Raw genomic sequence first — 17,590 nt, forward strand, 5'->3', positions numbered from 1 at the left:
GGGCCGCGCACACCCGTTCACGCCCCCAAGGTCCCCTACTTGACCTGGGCATATACCAGAGGACCAAAGGCGCCCTGCGCACTCGTGAAAGCCTTCACAAGAATTTCGCACGAAGTGCGCCCTACCGCGCTCCTCCCCCAGCGAGCACAATCTCGGTGACGACTCGCACCGATCGTGAAGGAGGGAGCGCGTGCGCAATCAGGTGCGCACAGCGGACGGGCGCGCTCTGACCGTGGAGCGCTGGGGCGATCCCGACGGCAAGCCCGTCTTCCTGCTCCACGGCATGCCCGGCAGCCGCCTGGGCCCTGCCCCCCGGGGCATGGTCCTCTACCAACGCCGCATGCAGCTCATCGCCTACGACAGACCCGGCTACGGCGGCTCCGACCGCCACCCGGGCCGCACCGTCGCCGACGTGGCCCAGGACGTGGCCGCCATCGCCGACGCCCTCGGCCTGGACACCTTCGCGGTGGCCGGCCGCTCCGGCGGCGCCGCCGGAGCCCTCGCCTGCGCCGCCCTGCTCCCGGACCGGGTCACCCGGACCGCGGCCATGGTCGGCCTGGCCCCCCGGGACGCGGAGGACCTCGACTGGTTCGCCGGGATGGCCGCGTCGAACGTCAAGGAGTACACCACCGCCACCGCCGACCCCGAGGAGCTGGCGGCCCGGCTGATCCCGCGCGCCGACGGCATCCGCAAGGACCCCGGCCGGCTGCTGGACGAGTTGCGCCGGGAGCTGACCGAGAACGACCGCATGATCGTCTCGGATGCGGGCCTGCGGTCGATGCTGCTGCGGAACTACCGTGAGGGGCTGCGCCATTCGGCGTACGGCTGGATCGACGACGTCCTCGCCTTCAGCCGCCCCTGGGGCTTCGACCCGGCCGACATCCGCTGCCCGGTGCTGATCTGGCACGGGGAGCTCGACGTGTTCTCCCCCGTGGGCCATTCCCGCTGGCTGGCGCGCCGCATCCCGGGGGCCACGACCGCCATCGAGCCGGCCGCCGCGCACTTCGCGGCCCTGCGCGCACTGCCCGACGTACTCAACTGGCTGCTGCGCGACCTGCCCATCCCGCCCCTCAGCGAGCAGCAGCCCGCCTAGGGGGTCTCGTCCTGGCCGTCCGGGCGGTCCCGGCCGGCCAGTACGCCGAGCACCTCGCCGATGCGCGCCCGGACCTCCGGGTCGGCGATCGTCCCGTCCCGGCCGGACATCCCCCCGGTCACCGGGATCCGTACGCAGGCCTCCTCCACGACCGCGGCGCCGGTGTAGCCGAGGACCGTGCGCAGCGTGGCCTCCGCGCCTTGGCCGCGGCCGGGAGCTGCCGCGTTCACCCAGGCCACGGGCTTGTCGCCGATCTCGGTACCGCCGACCGTCCAGTCCAGGAGGTTCTTGAACGATCCCGGCAGGGTGCCCGCGTACTCCGGGGTGCAGACCAGGATCGCGTCCGCCGCGGCGATCGCCGCGCGCAGCCCCGCCACCGGAGCGGGCAACTGGTCGGTGTCGTCATCGGGGTTGAAGTGCGGCAGCGTGCCGAGCCCGTCGTACAGGACGGTGCGCACGCCGGCGGGAGTCTCGGCGGCGACGGCCTGCGCGGTGCGCAGCACCGCCTCGTTGGAGGAACCGGCGCGCAGACTTCCGGACAGCAGGAGGATCAGGGGCGGCGTGGTCATGCACCCAACCTACCGAGGCGGGTGGGGCCAGGTCAGCGCCGGGTTGCGGCGTTCGCGCACCCCGGTCGGACGCGGGTGCGGCGCCGGGTGCGGCTCCGGCCGGGTCCCGGTCCGGGTCCGCCGCCGGGCAAAAAGGATCTTGCCGTCCGGCGAACGGCCGAATAAGCCACGTCGAGAAATACGCCGAGCTTGCTATAGAACGGTTGACCAGGCGTCATGTCTCGGTTGCCAATGGGGTGTGGCCGAGTAAAGTCCACGCTTGACGGCAGCGCGTCGCTGTTGTCATTCACATGCCCATTCCACATGGCTTCCCCAAGGACGGTGTCGTGAACACTTCCGCAACCCCCGCGACCAGCACGGTCAAGGCCCGCAGGGTCCCGCTCGCCAAGATCGACGTCCACACCGCCTCCGCGGCGGCGACGCTCGGTCGCGTGCTGCCGGCTGAATCCGGCCGTCCGGTTCAGGCGCCGATCTTCAACTCCGCGCTCTGACACCGAAGTAAGCGCTCTAGACTGGCGGAATGACCGGCCTGATCGCATTTCGCGAGATCGTCCTGAAAGTTCACAGCAGATGCGATCTTGCTTGTGATCATTGCTATGTCTACGAACACGCAGATCAGAGCTGGCGAGCCCGACCGAAGGTGATCTCCCCCGAGGTAATTTCGCACACCGCGTCGCGGCTCGCCGAACATGCCCGTGACCATGCACTCCCCTCCGTCACGGTGATTCTTCACGGAGGGGAACCCCTGTTGGCGGGCACCGCCCGGCTCCGCCTCGTGTGCGAGGAGTTCAGCCGGGCGCTCACCGGAACCGCCGCCCTCGACCTGCGGATCCACACCAACGGCCTGCAGCTCAGCACCCGTTACCTCGACCTCTTCGACGAGTTCGGCGTCCGGGTCGGCATCTCCCTGGACGGGGACCGCGCCGCCAACGACCGCCACCGCCGCTTCGCGGACGGCCGTACGAGCCACCCGCTGGTCCTGGCCGCCGTCGCACTGCTCCGCTCGGAGCCCTACCGCCACCTCTACCAGGGTCTGCTCTGCACCGTGGACGTGGCCAACGATCCGGTGGCCGTACTGGACGCGCTCGTCGGACTCGAGCCCCCACGCGTGGACTTCCTCCTCCCGCACGCCACCTGGGAGACCCCTCCGGTCCGCCCGGACGACGCACCCGACGCGTACGCGCGCTGGCTCCTGCGGATCTTCGACCACTGGGAGCGCCTCGGCCGCCCGGTGCCCGTACGGCTCTTCGACTCCCTGCTCTCCACCCTGCGCGGCGGCCCCAGCCTCACCGAGTCGCTCGGCCTCGCGCCCACGGACCTCGTCGTCGTCGAGACCGACGGGACCCTGGAGCAGGTGGACTCCCTCAAGAGCGCCTTCGAGGGGGCCGCGGCCACCGGGTTCAACGTCTTCGACCATGCGTTTGACCAGGTCGCGGCCCATCCCGGGGTGCGCGCCCGGCAGCTGGGCCTCGCGGGCGTCAGCGATTCGTGCCGCCGGTGCCCCGTCGTACGTTCATGCGGCGGCGGTCTCTACACCCACCGCTACCGCGACCGCAACGGCTTCGACAACCCCTCCGTCTACTGCACCGACCTGCGCGAGCTCGTGGACGGGGTCGAGGGCCGCACGGCCCTGCGGGAGACCGCGCCGCAGCTCTCCGACCCGGCCGAACTCGCCCGCTCCCAGGAGGAGCTGACCCGGATCCTGCTGGCCCGGCTCCACGCGGACCTCGGCGCCGAACCCGGCTGGGCGCGCGCCTGGGAGCTGCTGGCCGCCGTGGAACAGGCCGGGGAGGCGGGCGCGGACGCGCTGGACGCCGTACTGGACCACCCGTTCACCCGCACCTGGGTGCTGGCGGCCCTGGACGCCGCCCGGGAGGGTCGGCAGGACGGTCCGGAGGCGACGCGCAGGCTGACCGCGCTGGCCGTCGCGGCCGTCCTGCGCGGGGGGCTGGACCTGCCGGCCGAGGTGGCCTACCGGGACGGCGAGGTGTACCTGCCGACGCTGGGGCTGCTGCGGCTCGGGGAGCCCGGCACGGAGGGCCGGGCCGCGCTGCACGTCACCGACGAGGGGTACGCCGTACGGGACGGGCGCGCCGAGCACCGGTTCGGGCCCGCGGCGGGGGACGCGCGCTGGCAGCCCGTGCGCACCTGGTCGCCCGGGCCGGACGCGGCGCCGGTGGCGCTGGAGGACCTCGACCCGTACCGCAACTGCTTCCCCCGCCCGCCCCGGCTCCGGCTCGGCACCGGCGAGGCCGAGGAGTGGCGGGGCAGGCTGGACCGGGCGTGGGCGCTGCTGCACAAGGCGGTGCCGGAGTTCGCCCGGGCGGCGGCCACCGGGCTGACCACCCTGACCCCGCTCGCGGGCGGCCCGCGGGCCGGCGACTGGGGCGAGGCGGGCCGGCACGGGCCGGGAGCGCTCGGGGTGCCGTACGCGGCCGGGGTGCGGGAGACCGCGCTCGCACTGCTGACCGGGCGGCGGCGGACCCGGCTGCGGGCCCTGACCGAGGTGGCCGACCTGTACGCGCTGGACGGGGAGTGGCAGCACCCCTCGCCGTGGCGGGAGCGCCCGGTCCCGGTGTCGCGGCTGCTGGCCGACGTGCACGAGCGGGTGGCGGTGGAGGCGTACCGCCGGGCCACCGCGGCGCCCGAGCCGGGCGGCTCGGACCGCATCCACCGGGCGCTGGACCGCCTCTCCGAGGCGGCCGAGCTGACCACCACCGGCAAGCGCCTCGTCGCGGAGCTCCGCTACGAACTGAAGGCGGTCGGCGCGTGAGCGCCCCCTCCGCCTCCCCCACCCCGGCCCGGGCCCCCGCCGGCCCGGGCCGGGGAACCAGCACCCTCCGGCTGGCCGTGCAGCTGCGGCTGCTGGGGGTCCGCCCCGGGATGCGGCTCATGGTGCACGCCGCCCTCGGCGGGACCGGACTGCGCGCCGAGCAGCTGCGCGACGCCCTCACGGGGGTCCTCGGCCCGCGCGGCACCCTGGTGGTCCCCGCGTTCACCCCGGAGAACTCCAAGACCTCCGGCGCCCATCTGGATCGGATCGCCGGCCTGGACGGGTCCGGGGTGCGGGCCTTCCGCGAGCGGATGCCCGCCTTCGACCCGGCGAGCACCCCGAGCCAGGGCATGGGCTCCCTCGCCGAGGCCGTCCGCACCACGCCGGGCGCCGCGCGCAGCGCCCACCCGCAGACCTCTTTCGCCGCCCTCGGCGCGGACGCGGAGCGGCTCTGCTCCGGGCACCGCATCGAAAGCCACCTGGGTGAGGAGACACCGCTGGGGAAGTTGTGCTGGGAGGGCGGTCAGGTACTCATGATCAATGTGGGGTTTTCGGTCTGCACGGCTTTCCATCTCGCGGAGTATCGAATTCCGAAGCCCCCCTTGCGCATGTACGAGTGTGTGGTGAAGGTGAACCTTCCGGGGCGGCAAGGGAGTCGGCAGGAAGGGGCGTGGACCGCCTACGAGGACGTGGCGCTGGACGACGGCGATTTCGCGGAGATCGGCAGGACGTTCCCGGATTCCCGGGTGCGCAGGGGGTGGGTGGGAGGGGCGGCGACCATGCTCTTCTCCCTCCCGGATGCCGTTGACCACGCCCTTGAGTGGATGACCGAAAACAGACGCTGATTGACTGAACGATGAGGGGATGTGGCGAAGCAGCTCCGGAATGATGTTTCTTCGCTCGCAGCTTCGGGACGGGGGGCGTGTTGCCCGCATCAGTGCAGCCATATTTTTTTCTCAGTTATGCGCATACACCGAGATTCGGGGCCGGGGGGCCCGACCCCGACATGTGGGTGGAGCGCCTCTTCCGCGATCTCTGCGGCCACGTCATGGCGCTGACGGATCTGCCCGCCGGCGCCGAAGCGGGGTTCATGGACCGGGAGATACGCAGCGGCGAGGGCTGGTCGGAACGGCTCGGGGCGGCGCTCGCCACCTGCCGGGTCTTCGTGCCCCTGTTCTCGCCGCGGTACTTCGCCAGTGAGATGTGCGGGAAGGAATGGTTCGCCTTCGCGCACCGCGCGATCCAGCACGGCGCGGCGAGCAACGAGCGCGCCGAGGCCATCGTGCCCGCGTTATGGGTGCCGGTCCCCCCTTCCCAACTGCCCGGTCCTGCCGAGCGGTTGCAGTTCAACCACAACACCTTCGGCGAGCGCTACGTCACCGACGGGCTGTACGGGCTGATCAAACTGCGCGGATACGCCGAGCAGTACGAGCGGGCCGTCTACGAACTGGCCCGGCGCATCGTCCGGGTCGCCGAGACCGTCCGTCTCGATCCCGTCCGCCCGATGGACTACCGGGTGGTGCCCAGCGCCTTCGGCCCCTCCGGCAGCGCCGGCAGCGCCGGCAGCGGCCCCGCCCGCACCCTCCACGTGACCGTGGCGGCCGGCTCCCGGCACGATCTGCCGGACGGCCGGAGCCCGGAGTACTACGGGGAGAGCGCCCTGGACTGGAATCCGTACCATCCGGTGTCCCAGCGCCCGATCGCGTACGTCGCCGAGGACGTGATCAAGAACCTCAACTACCAGACCACCATGTCCTCCTTCGACGACGAGGCCGGGCACTTCGACAGCAAGCAGCCGCCGACCCGGCCGGAGATCCTGATCGTCGACCGCTGGGTGGTGGAGGACGAGCACCGCCGCCAGCGCCTGGCCGCCTTCGACCAGGAGTCCCGCCCGTGGATCAACGTGGTCGTGCCGTGGAACCGCTACGACCACCAGAGCCGCGCGAAGGAGGCCGAGCTGGCACGGCGGCTGGAGGAGACCCTGCCCGTCAAGATGGGCCAGGGCCGGGCCGCCTGCCGGGCCGCCGCGAACGGCGTGGCCAACATGGAGACCCTCGGACAGATCCTGCCCCAGGTGGTCGAGGCCGCCGCCCAGCAGTTCCTCAGACACGCCCAGGTCTACCTGCCGGCCGGCAACACCCACACCGAACGCCCGCGCCTGCTCGGGCCGATGGGGATGAGCGAGCCGCCCGCACCGCCCAGGGCTCCCTTCCCGCCCGACGCCTACAACGCGTACGACGCCCACATCGACGGCAACGACAGCAACGACACCGACCGGGGGGACGCGGATGACAGCGAGTCGTGACAGCACGGACAGCCGTGACGGACGCATCGTCACCTTCTACTCGTACAAGGGCGGCACGGGCCGCACCATGGCGCTGGCCAACACCGCCTGGATCCTGGCCGCCAACGGCAAGCGGGTCCTCGCCGTGGACTGGGACCTGGAGGCCCCGGGCCTGCACCGCTTCTTCCACCCCTTCCTGGACCCGTCCACGCTCGGGGCCACCACCGGGGTCATCGACCTGATCAGCGAGTACGCCTGGGCCGCGACCAGTCCGGTGCAGCGCGCCGAGGACTGGCACAAGGACTACGCGCGGATACAGCCGCACGCCGTCTCGCTGACCCCGGAGACCCTCGGCTGGGAGTTCCCGGACGGCGGCACCCTGGACTTCGTCTCCGCGGGCCGGCAGAACCGCGAGTACTCCGCGACCGTCTCCACCTTCGACTGGGACAACTTCTACGACCGCCTCGGCGGCGGCCTCTTCTTCGACGCGTTACGCGCCGACATGAAGAAGAACTACGACTACGTCCTGATCGACAGCCGCACCGGTCTGTCCGACATCGCCGACATCTGCACCGTGCACCTCCCGGACGTCCTGGTCGACTGCTTCACCCTCTCCGACCAGTCCATCGACGGCGCCGCGTCCGTGGCCCGCCAGATCGACGAACGGTTCAACGACCGCGGCATCAAGATCTACCCCGTCCCCATGCGCATCGACGAGGGCGAGAAGGAGAAGGCCGACGCGGGCCGGGCTCTGGCCCGGATCAAGTTCGACCGCTTCCCGGGCGGCCTGGTCGGCGACGAGCTCACCTCGTACTGGGGCGCGGTGGAGATCCCGTACCGGCCCTACTACGCCTACGAGGAGACCCTGGCCACCTTCGGCGACGAGGCCGGGCTCACCAACTCCCTCCTCTCCGCCTTCGAACGGCTCACCACGGTGGTCACCGAGGGCGAGATCACCTCCATGCCGGTCATCGGCGAGGAGGTCCGCCTGCGGATCAGGGACGCCTTCACCCGGCGCCGCCCGGCCCTGCCCGCCGACCTGTTCCTCTCCTACGTCGCCGAGAACCGGATGTGGGCCGACTGGATCGAGTCGGTGCTCACCCGGGCCGGCTTCCGGGTCGTGCCCAAGGACGTCTCCGCGGAGCGGGCCCCCGTCACCGCGGGATCCGGGGACACCCTCGGCGGCGGGACGGGCATCAGCATCGACACCGCCGCCCGGACGGTGGTGCTGCTCTCCACGGCCTACCTGAAGTCCGCCCGGGCCGTGGACGTGTGGGAGCGGGCCGCGGCCGAGGACCCGACCGGGGGCCGCCGCCAGCTGGTGCCGCTGAGGGTGGGCGACGTACGGCTCTCCACGCCCTACATCGACCGCAACCCGGTGGACCTCTTCCGGCTCGACGAGGTGCACGCCACCGCCGCCCTGCTGCGCGCGGTGGAACGGCCGATGGCGCTGCCCGACAGCGTCGCCAGCGCCTCCCAGCCCGGCCCCCGCTTCCCGGGCACCGTCCCGAAGATCTGGAACGCGCCGCCGCGCAATCCCGGGTTCACCGGGCGCAGCATCGTGCTGGAGCGGATGCGCGACCAGCTCGGCGGCGGCATGGCCGTGGTGCTGCCGCAGCCGCAGACCCTGTTCGGGCTCGGCGGCGTCGGCAAGACCCAGGTGGCGCTGGAGTACGTGCACCGGTTCATGGCCGACTACGACCTGGTGTGGTGGATCTCCTCGGAGCAGACCGACGACGTGGTCGCGGCCCTCGCCGAGCTGGCCGTACGCCTGGGTGCACAGACCGGCGAGGACATGGCGGCCGCCTCCCAGGAGGCGATCGACCTGCTGCGGCGCGGGGTGCCCTCCTCGCGCTGGCTGCTGGTCTTCGACAACGCGGACGATCCCGAGACGCTCAAGCGGTTCTTCCCGCCGGGCGGCCCGGGCCACGTGCTGGTGACCTCCCGCAACCAGTCCTGGTCGCAGTACGGGGACGCGCTCCCGGTGGACGTGTTCCTGCGCGAGGAGTCCATCGAGCACCTCCAGCGCCGGGCCCCGGGGCTCAGCAAGGACGACGCCGAGCAGGTGGCGGTGGCGGTGGGCGACCTGCCGCTGGCCGTCGAGCAGGCGGGCGCCTGGATCGCGGAGACCGCGACGCCGGTGGCCGCGTACATCGAGCAGCTGGCCCAGCAGGCCGCGAGCGTACTGGCCCTGAACCAGCCGCCCGGCTATCCGGAGCCGGTGGCCGCCACCTGGAACATCTCGATAGAACGGCTGCAGTCCCGCTCCCCGGCCGCGGTCCGGCTGCTCCAGCTGTGCGCCTTCCTCGCGCCCGAGCCGATCTCCGCGAACCTGCTCTACAGCAAGGAGATGATCGACGCCCTCAAGCCCTACGACTCCTCCCTGCAGGAGAAGCTGGTGCTCGGCCGGGTGATCCGGGAGATCGGCCGGTTCGCGCTGGCCAAGGTCGACCAGGTCAGCAACAGCATCCAGGTGCACCGGCTGGTCCAGGCGGTGATCCGGGCCCAGCTGACCGAGGAGGAGCAGCGGGAGGCCCGGCACGCCGTCCACCGGATCCTGGCGGGCGCCCGGCCGGACGACGACGAGCCGATCGACAACCCGGAGACGTGGCCGCGGTTCAACACCATCTGGTCGCACCTGACCCCGTCCGAGGCCCGGTACTGCAAGGAGCCGGAGACCCGCCGACTGCTGATCGACCGCGTCCGCTACCTGTGGAAGCGCGGCGACTTCAAGGCCGCGTACGCGCTCGGCGAGGAGCTGCGCGAAGCCTGGAAGGAGATGCTGGGCAACGACGACCTGCAGTACCTGTACCTGCGCTTCCACCTGTCGAACATCCTGCGCTCGCAGGGGCGGTTCGTGGAGGCGAAGGAGCTGGACGAGGTCACCCTGGAGCGCCAGCGGGCCGTGCTGGGCCCCTCGCACCCGCACACGTACATGACCATGAGCGGTCTCGCCAACACCCTGGGCGCGCTCGGCCAGTACGCGGAGGCGATGGAGCTGGCGACCGACGCCCACGAGGGCTTCAGCCAGATCTTCCACGAGGCGCACCCGCGCACGCTGGCCGCCGCGAACAACCTGGCGCTGAACCTGCGGCTGGTGGGCCAGTACACCAGAGCCCGTGAGATCGACCAGGAGGTGCACGACCTGCGCACGGAGGTGCTCGGGCCCGAGCACCCGTACACCCTGTCCTCCGCGCAGAACCTCGCCCGCGACCTGCGCGAGGTGGGCCGGTACGAGGACTCGGTGCAACTGCTCAGCCGGACCTACGAGACCTACAAGCGGACGCTGGGGCGGGCCTTCCCCGGCACCCTGTCGGCCGCGAAGAACCTGGCGGTGTCGCTGCGCCGGGCGGGCCAGCTGGAGGACGCGCTCCGGCTGACCACGGCCACCCGGGCCCGCTACCGGGCCAAGTACACCTCGGTCAACCCGGACCTGCTGTCCTGCGAGCTGAACCTGGCCTCGGACCTCTTCGCGACCGGGGACCCGGGCGGGGCGCGGGACCTGGCGCAGGAGGTGGTGGACGAGTACATGAAGGTGCCGGGCGAGCGGCACCCGTACACGCTGGCGGCCGTCAACAACCTGGCGGTCTTCCACTGGGGCACGGGCGCGGCGGAGACGGCGGCGACGATGCTGCGGCAGACGATCCGGCTGATGCGGGACGTCCTCGGCGACAACCATCCGCACACGGTCTTCGCCCACCTCAACCTGGCCAACACCCTGGCCGATCTGGGCGATCCGGAAGGCGCCCTGGAGCTGGAGCGGCTCGCCGTGATACGGCTGCGCGAGGCTCTCGGGGGGCACCATCCCGAGACCCTGGCGGCCGGCTCCAACATGGCGGTCAGCCTGGACTCGCTGGGCCGCAAGGAAGAGGCGGCCCGGCTGCGGGCGGAGGCGGTGTCCGAACTGAGCCGACTCCTCGGCGAGGACCACAGCCTGACCCGGTACGCCCGTGACGAGCGGCGCATCCACCGCGATCTGGAGCCTCTCGCCGTGTGATTCCACGGAGGGCGGCGGGGCCCCGCGACCGCGGGGCTCCCGCCGCCCGCCACCCGACAGCAGGGGGGCGCTGTGACCGACAGCATGACTTTCCGAAACGAGGACCTGCCGGCCCTCTTCCACCACACCGACCAGGCGGCCGTCTCCCGGCAGCGGGAGTCCACCCAGGCCACCCGCACCCAGCTGGTGCTGCTCGTGGCCGCCGCGGGGGCCGCGGCACTGCCCTCGGGGCCGAAGCTGGGCTCGCTGTACCTCCTCGGGCTGCTGAGCGTGCTCGCGTACGCGGGGGTGCTGGGCGTGGGCATGCGGGCGACCAGGCGCCGGGCGCGCCCGCAGTGGCAGCTCAACCGCAGCGCGGCGGAGTTCATCAAGTCCCTGGCCTGGCGGTACGCCGTGCACGGGGCGCCGTTCGGCAGCGAGGTCGGCGCGCCCGAGGAGACGTACCGGACCCGGCTGGAGGCGGGCCTGGCCGAGCTGCGGAAGATGGGCTGGGAGGATCCGCGGACGGCCGGGACGGTACCGGAGGGCGGGGAGATCACCGGCGCCATGCAGCGGCTGCGCGGGATGGGCTACCAGGTGCGGCGGGAGACGTACGTCCGGGACCGGCTGATCGAGCAGCGCAACTGGTACCGGCGGCGGACGGAGGTGTCCCGGCGGGCGACGAACCTGTGGTCGTGGACGATCGTGCTGCTGACCTGCCTGGCCCTGCTGTTCGCGCTGCTGGGGTCGTTCGGGTCGGGGCCCGGGCCGAAGCTGACCGCACTGCTGAGCGCGGCGGCCGCGGCCGGCATCGCCTGGAACGAGGTCCGCCGCCATCATCCGCTCATCGAGGCGCACTCCCTGATCGAGCAGGACCTGGCGGCGATGATGGTCGTGATGCAGACGACGATCACCGAGTCGCAGTGGCCCTCGTCGGTGTACGAGACCGAGCGGTACGTCTCCCCGCAGCACACCGACTGGCTTGCCCGGCACAGTAGTTGAGGCCCGGTCGAACCGTCACCCCGGTGGACCGCCGACCCGACGGCGGGGGCGTGGCTCAGTCCCTGGACACGCCCTCGCACCAGATGACGGTGACCGGCTTGCCGAGCGCCCGCGCGTAGGCGACGATCTCGCCGGTGCCTCCGTGCCCGCGCGCGGGCTGCCCGTCCCAGACGGCGACGAGGCGGTCGCAGGAGTCGGCGATGTAGGTGCCGGCGGCGTAGTAGGCCTCGTCCGTGGAGCGGGCGAAGTCCATCCGGATCTCCTGCGTGGCTCGGCGCTTGAGCCGTCGGTAGCGGGCCAGGGCCTCGGTGCCCTCGAAGCCGTCCTCGTAGTCCCCGCTGGGGATCACCACGGTCAGTCCCGCGCCGCATTCGAGCGCGATGGCGGCGAACAGCTGGTCCGCCCCCTCGGCGAGACTGGAGAACGCCTCCAACGGCCCTTCGTGGCCGCCCAGTACGGCGCGCAGGCCGTTCTCCACATGCCCGAGCACCGCATCCGGAATGGACCGGTGTCCGGTCACGCCGATACGTTTCATGCAGAAACCTGCCTCCCCCGCGGACACGCACCCCTGGACATCCTCCCAGAAGGCGGGAGGACGTCCAGGGGTGCGACGGGGGCGTGAGGCACCGTCAGTAGACGCTGACCCCGTAGGCGTTCAGGGCCTCGACCACGGGCTGGAAGAAGGTCGTGCCGCCCGAGGAGCAGTTCCCGCTGCCGCCGGAGGTGAGGCCGACGGCGCGGGTGCCCGAGTAGAGCGGGCCGCCGCTGTCGCCGGGCTCGGCGCAGACGTTGGTGCGGATCATGCCGTAGACGATGTCGCCGCCGCCGTAGTTCACGGTGGCGTTGAGGCCGGTGACCCGGCCGCTGTGGATGCCGGTGGTGGAGCCGCGCCGGGTCACGGACATGTTGACCGTGGCGTTCACGGCGCTGGTGATGTCCTGGCTGCCGACGGTCCCCGGGGGCACCGGCGTGTTGCTCGCGTACTTGATGAGACCGTAGTCGTTGGTCGGGAAGCTGGAGCCGGTGGTGGTGCCGAGCACGGTGGTGCGGGCGGAGTTGGTCCACCAGGTGCCCGCGCCGTCGGTGCAGTGCCCGGCGGTCAGGGCGTAGTAGTTGCTGCCGCTGCGCACGTTGAAGCCCAGCGAGCAGCGCCAGCTGTTGGCATAGATCGCGTCGCCGCCGGAGGCCAGTTTGGTGAGCTTGCCGGGGGTGCGCTCGATGCGCAGCGCCCCGGCGTCCGCTCCGGCCTCGCGCTTGATTCTGTCGATGGCGGCGGCGGAGACGGTGGAGTCGGCGGTGACCACGAGGGTTCCGGTGGCGGGGTCGGTGTGCCAGGCGGTGCCTCCGACGTTGGCGCGCAGCACGGATGCGCTGGCCGACGCGAGCCGGTCGGCGCTGAATCCGCCGCCGTCCTGGGGGTCCGCGGTCGCCGCCGTGGGGACGGCGAACGCTGCGGCGGCGGCCAGGCCGGTGGCCGCCGCGAGCAGCCTGGTACGGGTCATGCGCTTGATCCTCACTTCTCGTCCTCCTGGAGAGGGTCGGGGGCCCGGCGGATGTGGGGGTGCCTGAGCCCGTGAGGCGCAGCCGGGGGCACGGCGGGCGCATGAACTTTGGCCGTGCCCCTGACAAGCGCTGTCGGGAGTGTCCTGTCGTCAGATACCGGTCGCAAGAGCGGCTTTCAGCCTCGGCTCGCCCACCGCCACCTCGAAGGGGAGCGTGTTCCCCGGGGGCGGAAACGGGCGGAGGAAGTGGTCCGCGAAGGCGCAGGGGGGCAGCAGCGGCCGGTGGGAATCCACGGTGATCGCCCCGCCTGCGTCCGGTATGCCGGGCTGCAGGAAGCGGAAGCGGGAGCTGGACCGCCCGCCGGTGGCATCGCCGAACACGGCCCTGAGGCTGCCGCCGTCCTCGTCCACGGCGACCTGGAGGGTGTGCTCGGCGCCCTGGAAGGGGAAGGTCGGCTCCCCGGCGAGGCCGAGTCCGCGGGCCCGCCCGTCGGCGGTCTCCACCTGGACCCTTCGGTCCTCGGGATACGGCCGGAAACGGCCCTGCGGCGCGAAGGCGGGGTCGTACGGGGCGGCCTCGACGCCCGTGCGGGCCCGGCGGACCTCGGAGGCGGGGCCGAAGACGCTTACCGCCCACTCCCCTTCGCGGCGGATCACCACGATCCGCACCTCCCCGGCGGAGAGCCGGGAGGGCGCGGGCGGGGCCTCGTCGGCGGCCGGTACGGCGTCACCCTCCCCCAGACTGCGTCGGGGGGACCCCCTGGTTCGCCGTCGAGGCGCAGGGCGTCGTGGGCGGTGGCGGTGAGCGCCACACCGCCGTCGGTCGCGCGCCAGAGCCCCGGGACGGCCGGAATTCGACCTTCCGGGTAGTCGGCGATCCCGTACGTGCCCGTCAGCGCGAGGGGACCGTAGGGGGCGGACACGGCCGCGGCCCCACCCTCGTGCCATGTCCGCCGGGCGGCATGCGGATCGTCTGCGTCGTCGCTCATCCCGCTCACCCCTTCCACACGGGTCCGGACGGGAATCCCCTCGTACGCCGTCCGGACCTGTGAAACCTGAAGGAGCCTCAGCAGTCGCAGCCGCAGCAGTCACAGCTGCAGCAGCCGTCGCCACCGCCGCCACCGCTCCCGCCGCCACCACCGCTGGAACCATTGGTGCCGTTGCAGCAGTCGCAGCACTCACAGGCGTCGCACCACGGGTCCCGCTTCTTCCGTGACCATGGGCCCTCGTGTTCGGTGCAGCACATCTGGCAGGTGCAGAACAGCCCGAGGGCGACCGCGCAGCCGGCGAGCAGTCCGCGGCGGGGCCGCTGCGGCGGCGGCGCACCGCCGAATCCGCCCGGGCCCGTGGGCGGCATCCCGGGCCCGCCGGCTCCGCCGCCGTACGGGGCCCCGCCGTACGGAGCCCCGCCGTACGGGGCCCCGCCGTACGGGTTCTGGCCGTACGGGTTCCCGCCCTGGCCGCCGTACGGCTGGCCCCCGTAGGGGTTGCCGCCCTGCCCGGCGGAGGCGGTCGCCGTGTGGGCGCAACTGCCGGTCCCGAAGGCCCGGTCCACCGAGGTGCGCAGCTCGTGCACGAGCAGCCGGTGGGCGAGCCCCGCGTCCGCGAACTCGACCTCGCTCAGCGCGAGCCTGATGCCGTGCAGGGCGTCGTCGCAGAGCCGGCGGGCCTCGGTGAGCGAGGTCCCGGTGGCGGTGAGCGGGTTCCAGGCGCCCGCCGCGGCGTCGGCGCCCTGGTCCTCCACCGCGTCCAGCAGGTGCGCGAGCCGCCCGAAGTACCGGCCCGCCTCGGCCAGGGCCGGTGCGTTGCCTGGCCGTCCGGCCAGCTGCGCGGTATGGGCGAAGGCGGCGGCCGTCGCGGTCTCCGTCGGCTCGGTCACCACGAGCACCGGCGTGCCGGGGCCCGCCAGCGTCTCGATGCCCGCCTGCCGGTCCACGGCGTCGACGAGCACCGCCGTGTCGAAGCCGAGCGAGGCCCCGGTGCGGGCGCCGGCGCGGTCCCAGCCCCGGGCCACCTTGCGCGCGGCCGCGGCGATGGGTGCGCGGGCCAACAGCCCGTCCCGGTCCGCCACGTGGTCGCGCACCTTCGCGGAGGCGAGGACGAGCGAGACCGCGGCCGCGAGCCGCGCACCCTCGCCCTGGGCGACCGGGGCGGTGCGCATCCCGCGCAGTGGGCAGGGCCCCGCGGTGCGTCGGGCGTCGGGCGCGGGACCCGACTGAGCCTCCGTCAGAACGGAGACGAGCAAGCCGTCATAGTTCGTGACGATCCGGGCGAACTGCCCGTGGTCTCCCCGAAGTGCCAGGCACAGCCCGCACAGATGGGCCATCCACTCCGCTTTGAACCGCTCCCCCAGCCGGTGCGTGCAAGGTCTGACGATGCCGAACAAGCTGCTTCCCCCGTGTGTCGTACGCGTACCTGCCGGGCATCGTAGCGAGCCGTGTCGTTCACTCGAACGTCCCCATCGCTCACCCGCACGGCGGCAGTGGTCGTATTTTCACTCAGTCAGCAGTGGTAGCCATCAGGATCCTTGACCGTGCAACGGATGTTCTGCACCAGTACCGTCACGAAACCTCTGCGCGGCGGCTATCCACTTGGCGCGTTGTCAGCATCATGGACGAGCATAGGGGCAGCGGAGAGAAGACAGACTGACCGCGGTGAAAGGAGGCAGTCCATGGGTTCGGTGCGCAAGGCGAGTGCCTGGCTGGGTCTCGTGGAGGACAGCGACGACGAGCGCTACTACGACGACGACTACGCGGAGGCCGCCCAGGGTTCGGTGGCCGGCCCCGGTGAGCAGTGGGTCACCGACCCGCGGGTGAAGGTGGCCTCCGAGTCGGCCGTGGAGCACGGCCGCCGGATCGCGACGGTCACCCCGGACGGCTTCCGTGACGCACGCGGCATCGGCGAGCTGTTCCGCGACGGGGTCCCGGTCATCGTGAACCTGTCCTCGATGGACCCCGGCGACGCGAAGCGCGTGGTCGACTTCGCGGCCGGCCTGACCTTCGGGCTGCGCGGTTCGATCGAGCGGGTGGCGACCAGGGTCTTCCTGCTGACCCCGGCCGACACCCAGATCGTGAGCGGCGAGCCCGGCGGCCGCTCGCGCGACTTCTTCAACCAGAGCTGAGCAGGGCCCTCACCGGAAGGCGTCGAGACCGGTGAGCGCCTTGCCCAGCACCAGCTGGTGCATCTCGACGGTGCCCTCGTAGGTGAGGACCGATTCGAGGTTGGTGGCGTGCCGCATGACGGGGTATTCGAGCGAGATCCCGTTGGCACCGAGGATGGTCCGCGCGGTACGGCAGATGTCGATGGCCTCGCGGACGTTGTTGAGCTTGCCGAAGCTGATCTGCTCCGGCCGCAGGGTGCCCGCGTCCATCCGCCGGCCCAGGTGGTGGGCGAGCAGGATGCCCTTGTGGAGTTCGAGGGCCATGTCCGCCAGTTTGGCCTGGGTGAGCTGGAAGCCGCCGATCGGCTTGCCGAACTGCTCCCGCGTCCTCGCGTAGTCGAGCGCCGCCTCGAAACTGGCGCGGGCCGCGCCCATGGACCCCCAGATGATCCCGTACCGCGCGTGGCTGAGACAGCCGAGCGGCCCCTTGAGCCCCTTCACCGACGGCAGCACGGCATCGGCGGGCAGCCTCACGTCGTCCATGACGAGTTCACTGGTCACGCTGGCCCGCAGCGACCACTTGTGCTTGATCTCCGGCGCGGAGAACCCTGCGGTGTCCGTCGGGACCGCGAATCCGCGGATCCCCTCGTCGGTCTGCGCCCACACCACGGCCACGGCGGCCACCGACCCGTTGGTGATCCACATCTTGCGCCCGTTGAGCACCCAGTCCGTGCCGTCGCGCTTGGCGTACGTGCGCATCGCGGCGGGGTCCGAGCCCACGTCGGGCTCGGTCAGCCCGAAGCAGCCGATCAGCTCGCCGGCGGCCATGCCGGGCAGCCAGCGCTGCTTCTGCTCCTCGGAGCCGTACTTCCAGATCGCGTACATGGCCAGCGAGCCCTGCACGGAGACCAGCGAGCGGATGCCGGAGTCGGCGGCCTCCAGCTCCAGACAGGCGAGGCCGTACTGCACGGCACTGGCCCCGGCGCAGCCGTAGCCCTCGAGGGACATCCCGAGCGCCCCGATGGCCCCGAGCTCCCGGGCCAGCTCCCGGATCCCGGGCAGCTCACCGCTCTCGTACCACTGGGCGATGTTCGGCAGCACCCGGTCGGCGGCCCAGCTCCGGACGGTGTCGCGGACGGCGAGGTCATCGGGCCCGAGGAGCTCGTCGAGCCCGAGCGGATCATGGGGCAGGAACGCGGACACGGGGCCTCCCGGCGGCCTGAATACAAAACCCGGCAACGCAAGTTTTTGCGCCCGCCCGACGCTATTAGCCCTCGCCGCCCAAATCCAG

At 72.2% G+C, this 17,590-nt stretch carries 13 protein-coding genes and 1 pseudogene; 8 read left to right on the forward strand and 6 right to left on the reverse strand.

The window, feature by feature from the left end:
- The first annotated feature begins 190 nt into the window (after positions 1-190).
- The gene (locus OG332_RS09910; protein WP_327413103.1) at positions 191-1,093 is read left to right on the forward strand and encodes an alpha/beta fold hydrolase; all 903 of its coding nucleotides are present in this window, start codon (positions 191-193) and stop codon (positions 1,091-1,093) included.
- Here OG332_RS09910 and OG332_RS09915 read toward each other — a convergent pair.
- A complete protein-coding gene (locus OG332_RS09915) occupies positions 1,090-1,662 on the reverse strand; it encodes an NADPH-dependent FMN reductase (RefSeq protein WP_327413104.1) in 573 nt (190 codons plus the stop codon). The two genes, OG332_RS09910 and OG332_RS09915, sit on opposite strands and share 4 nt — an antisense overlap.
- A 326-nt stretch (positions 1,663-1,988) precedes the next feature.
- On the opposite strand from OG332_RS09915, the gene fxsA reads away from it, so the two are divergent.
- From fxsA to OG332_RS09945, 6 genes are all read left to right on the forward strand, one after another.
- Positions 1,989-2,153 carry an FxSxx-COOH cyclophane-containing RiPP peptide gene (gene fxsA / locus OG332_RS09920; RefSeq protein ID WP_319727240.1) on the forward strand — a complete coding sequence of 55 codons (165 nt, stop codon included), beginning with the start codon at positions 1,989-1,991 and terminating at the stop codon, positions 2,151-2,153.
- 29 nt (positions 2,154-2,182) lie between these two features.
- The gene (gene fxsBH / locus OG332_RS09925; protein WP_327413105.1) at positions 2,183-4,435 is read left to right on the forward strand and encodes a radical SAM/SPASM protein FxsBH, inactivated beta-hydroxylase extension form; all 2,253 of its coding nucleotides are present in this window, start codon (positions 2,183-2,185) and stop codon (positions 4,433-4,435) included.
- Positions 4,432-5,280, forward strand: coding sequence for an aminoglycoside N(3)-acetyltransferase (locus OG332_RS09930; protein WP_442816127.1), 849 nt, complete (start codon positions 4,432-4,434; stop codon positions 5,278-5,280). The genes fxsBH and OG332_RS09930 overlap by 4 nt, the downstream gene beginning before the upstream one ends.
- A 92-nt stretch (positions 5,281-5,372) precedes the next feature.
- Positions 5,373-6,740, forward strand: a complete 1,368-nt coding sequence (locus OG332_RS09935; protein ID WP_327419165.1) for a TIR-like protein FxsC — start codon at positions 5,373-5,375, stop codon at positions 6,738-6,740.
- Positions 6,724-10,716 carry an FxSxx-COOH system tetratricopeptide repeat protein gene (fxsT, locus tag OG332_RS09940; RefSeq protein WP_327413106.1) on the forward strand — a complete coding sequence of 1,331 codons (3,993 nt, stop codon included), beginning with the start codon at positions 6,724-6,726 and terminating at the stop codon, positions 10,714-10,716. Before OG332_RS09935 ends, fxsT begins: the two co-directional genes overlap by 17 nt.
- An 84-nt stretch (positions 10,717-10,800) precedes the next feature.
- Positions 10,801-11,697 (forward strand): DUF4231 domain-containing protein, encoded by an 897-nt coding sequence (locus OG332_RS09945; RefSeq protein WP_327413107.1) that lies wholly within the window; start codon positions 10,801-10,803, stop codon positions 11,695-11,697.
- 55 nt (positions 11,698-11,752) lie between these two features.
- Here the strand turns inward: OG332_RS09945 and OG332_RS09950 are convergent, their stop codons facing one another.
- From OG332_RS09950 to OG332_RS09965, 4 genes and pseudogenes are all read right to left on the reverse strand, one after another.
- Positions 11,753-12,232 carry a hypothetical protein gene (locus tag OG332_RS09950; protein ID WP_327413108.1) on the reverse strand — a complete coding sequence of 160 codons (480 nt, stop codon included), beginning with the start codon at positions 12,230-12,232 and terminating at the stop codon, positions 11,753-11,755.
- Positions 12,233-12,326: 94 nt separating this feature from the next.
- A complete protein-coding gene (locus OG332_RS09955; protein ID WP_442816128.1) occupies positions 12,327-13,214 on the reverse strand; it encodes a S1 family peptidase in 888 nt (295 codons plus the stop codon).
- Positions 13,215-13,349: 135 nt separating this feature from the next.
- Positions 13,350-14,188: pseudogene (locus OG332_RS09960) on the reverse strand (DUF1684 domain-containing protein).
- A gap of 77 nt (positions 14,189-14,265) precedes the next feature.
- Entirely contained in the window at positions 14,266-15,585 is a 1,320-nt protein-coding gene (locus OG332_RS09965) for a DUF5685 family protein (RefSeq protein ID WP_327413110.1), read from the reverse strand.
- 285 nt (positions 15,586-15,870) lie between these two features.
- On the opposite strand from OG332_RS09965, the gene OG332_RS09970 reads away from it, so the two are divergent.
- Positions 15,871-16,320 (forward strand): cell division protein SepF, encoded by a 450-nt coding sequence (locus OG332_RS09970; protein ID WP_319731194.1) that lies wholly within the window; start codon positions 15,871-15,873, stop codon positions 16,318-16,320.
- A gap of 9 nt (positions 16,321-16,329) precedes the next feature.
- Here OG332_RS09970 and OG332_RS09975 read toward each other — a convergent pair whose 3' ends face one another.
- Positions 16,330-17,502, reverse strand: coding sequence for an acyl-CoA dehydrogenase family protein (locus tag OG332_RS09975; RefSeq protein ID WP_327413111.1), 1,173 nt, complete (start codon positions 17,500-17,502; stop codon positions 16,330-16,332).
- Positions 17,503-17,590: the final 88 nt, after the last annotated feature.

The sequence above is a fragment of the Streptomyces sp. NBC_01233 genome, assembly GCF_035989305.1.
GTDB lineage: Bacteria > Actinomycetota > Actinomycetes > Streptomycetales > Streptomycetaceae > Streptomyces.

Coding starts and splice junctions, on each gene's coding strand:
- OG332_RS09915 (WP_327413104.1), bottom strand. CDS start 1,662: ATGACCACGCCGCCCCTGATCCTCCTGCTGTCCGGAAGTCTGCGCGCC.
- fxsBH (WP_327413105.1), top strand. CDS start 2,183: ATGACCGGCCTGATCGCATTTCGCGAGATCGTCCTGAAAGTTCACAGC.
- fxsT (WP_327413106.1), top strand. CDS start 6,724: ATGACAGCGAGTCGTGACAGCACGGACAGCCGTGACGGACGCATCGTC.
- OG332_RS09945 (WP_327413107.1), top strand. CDS start 10,801: ATGACTTTCCGAAACGAGGACCTGCCGGCCCTCTTCCACCACACCGAC.
- OG332_RS09950 (WP_327413108.1), bottom strand. CDS start 12,232: ATGAAACGTATCGGCGTGACCGGACACCGGTCCATTCCGGATGCGGTG.
- OG332_RS09970 (WP_319731194.1), top strand. CDS start 15,871: ATGGGTTCGGTGCGCAAGGCGAGTGCCTGGCTGGGTCTCGTGGAGGAC.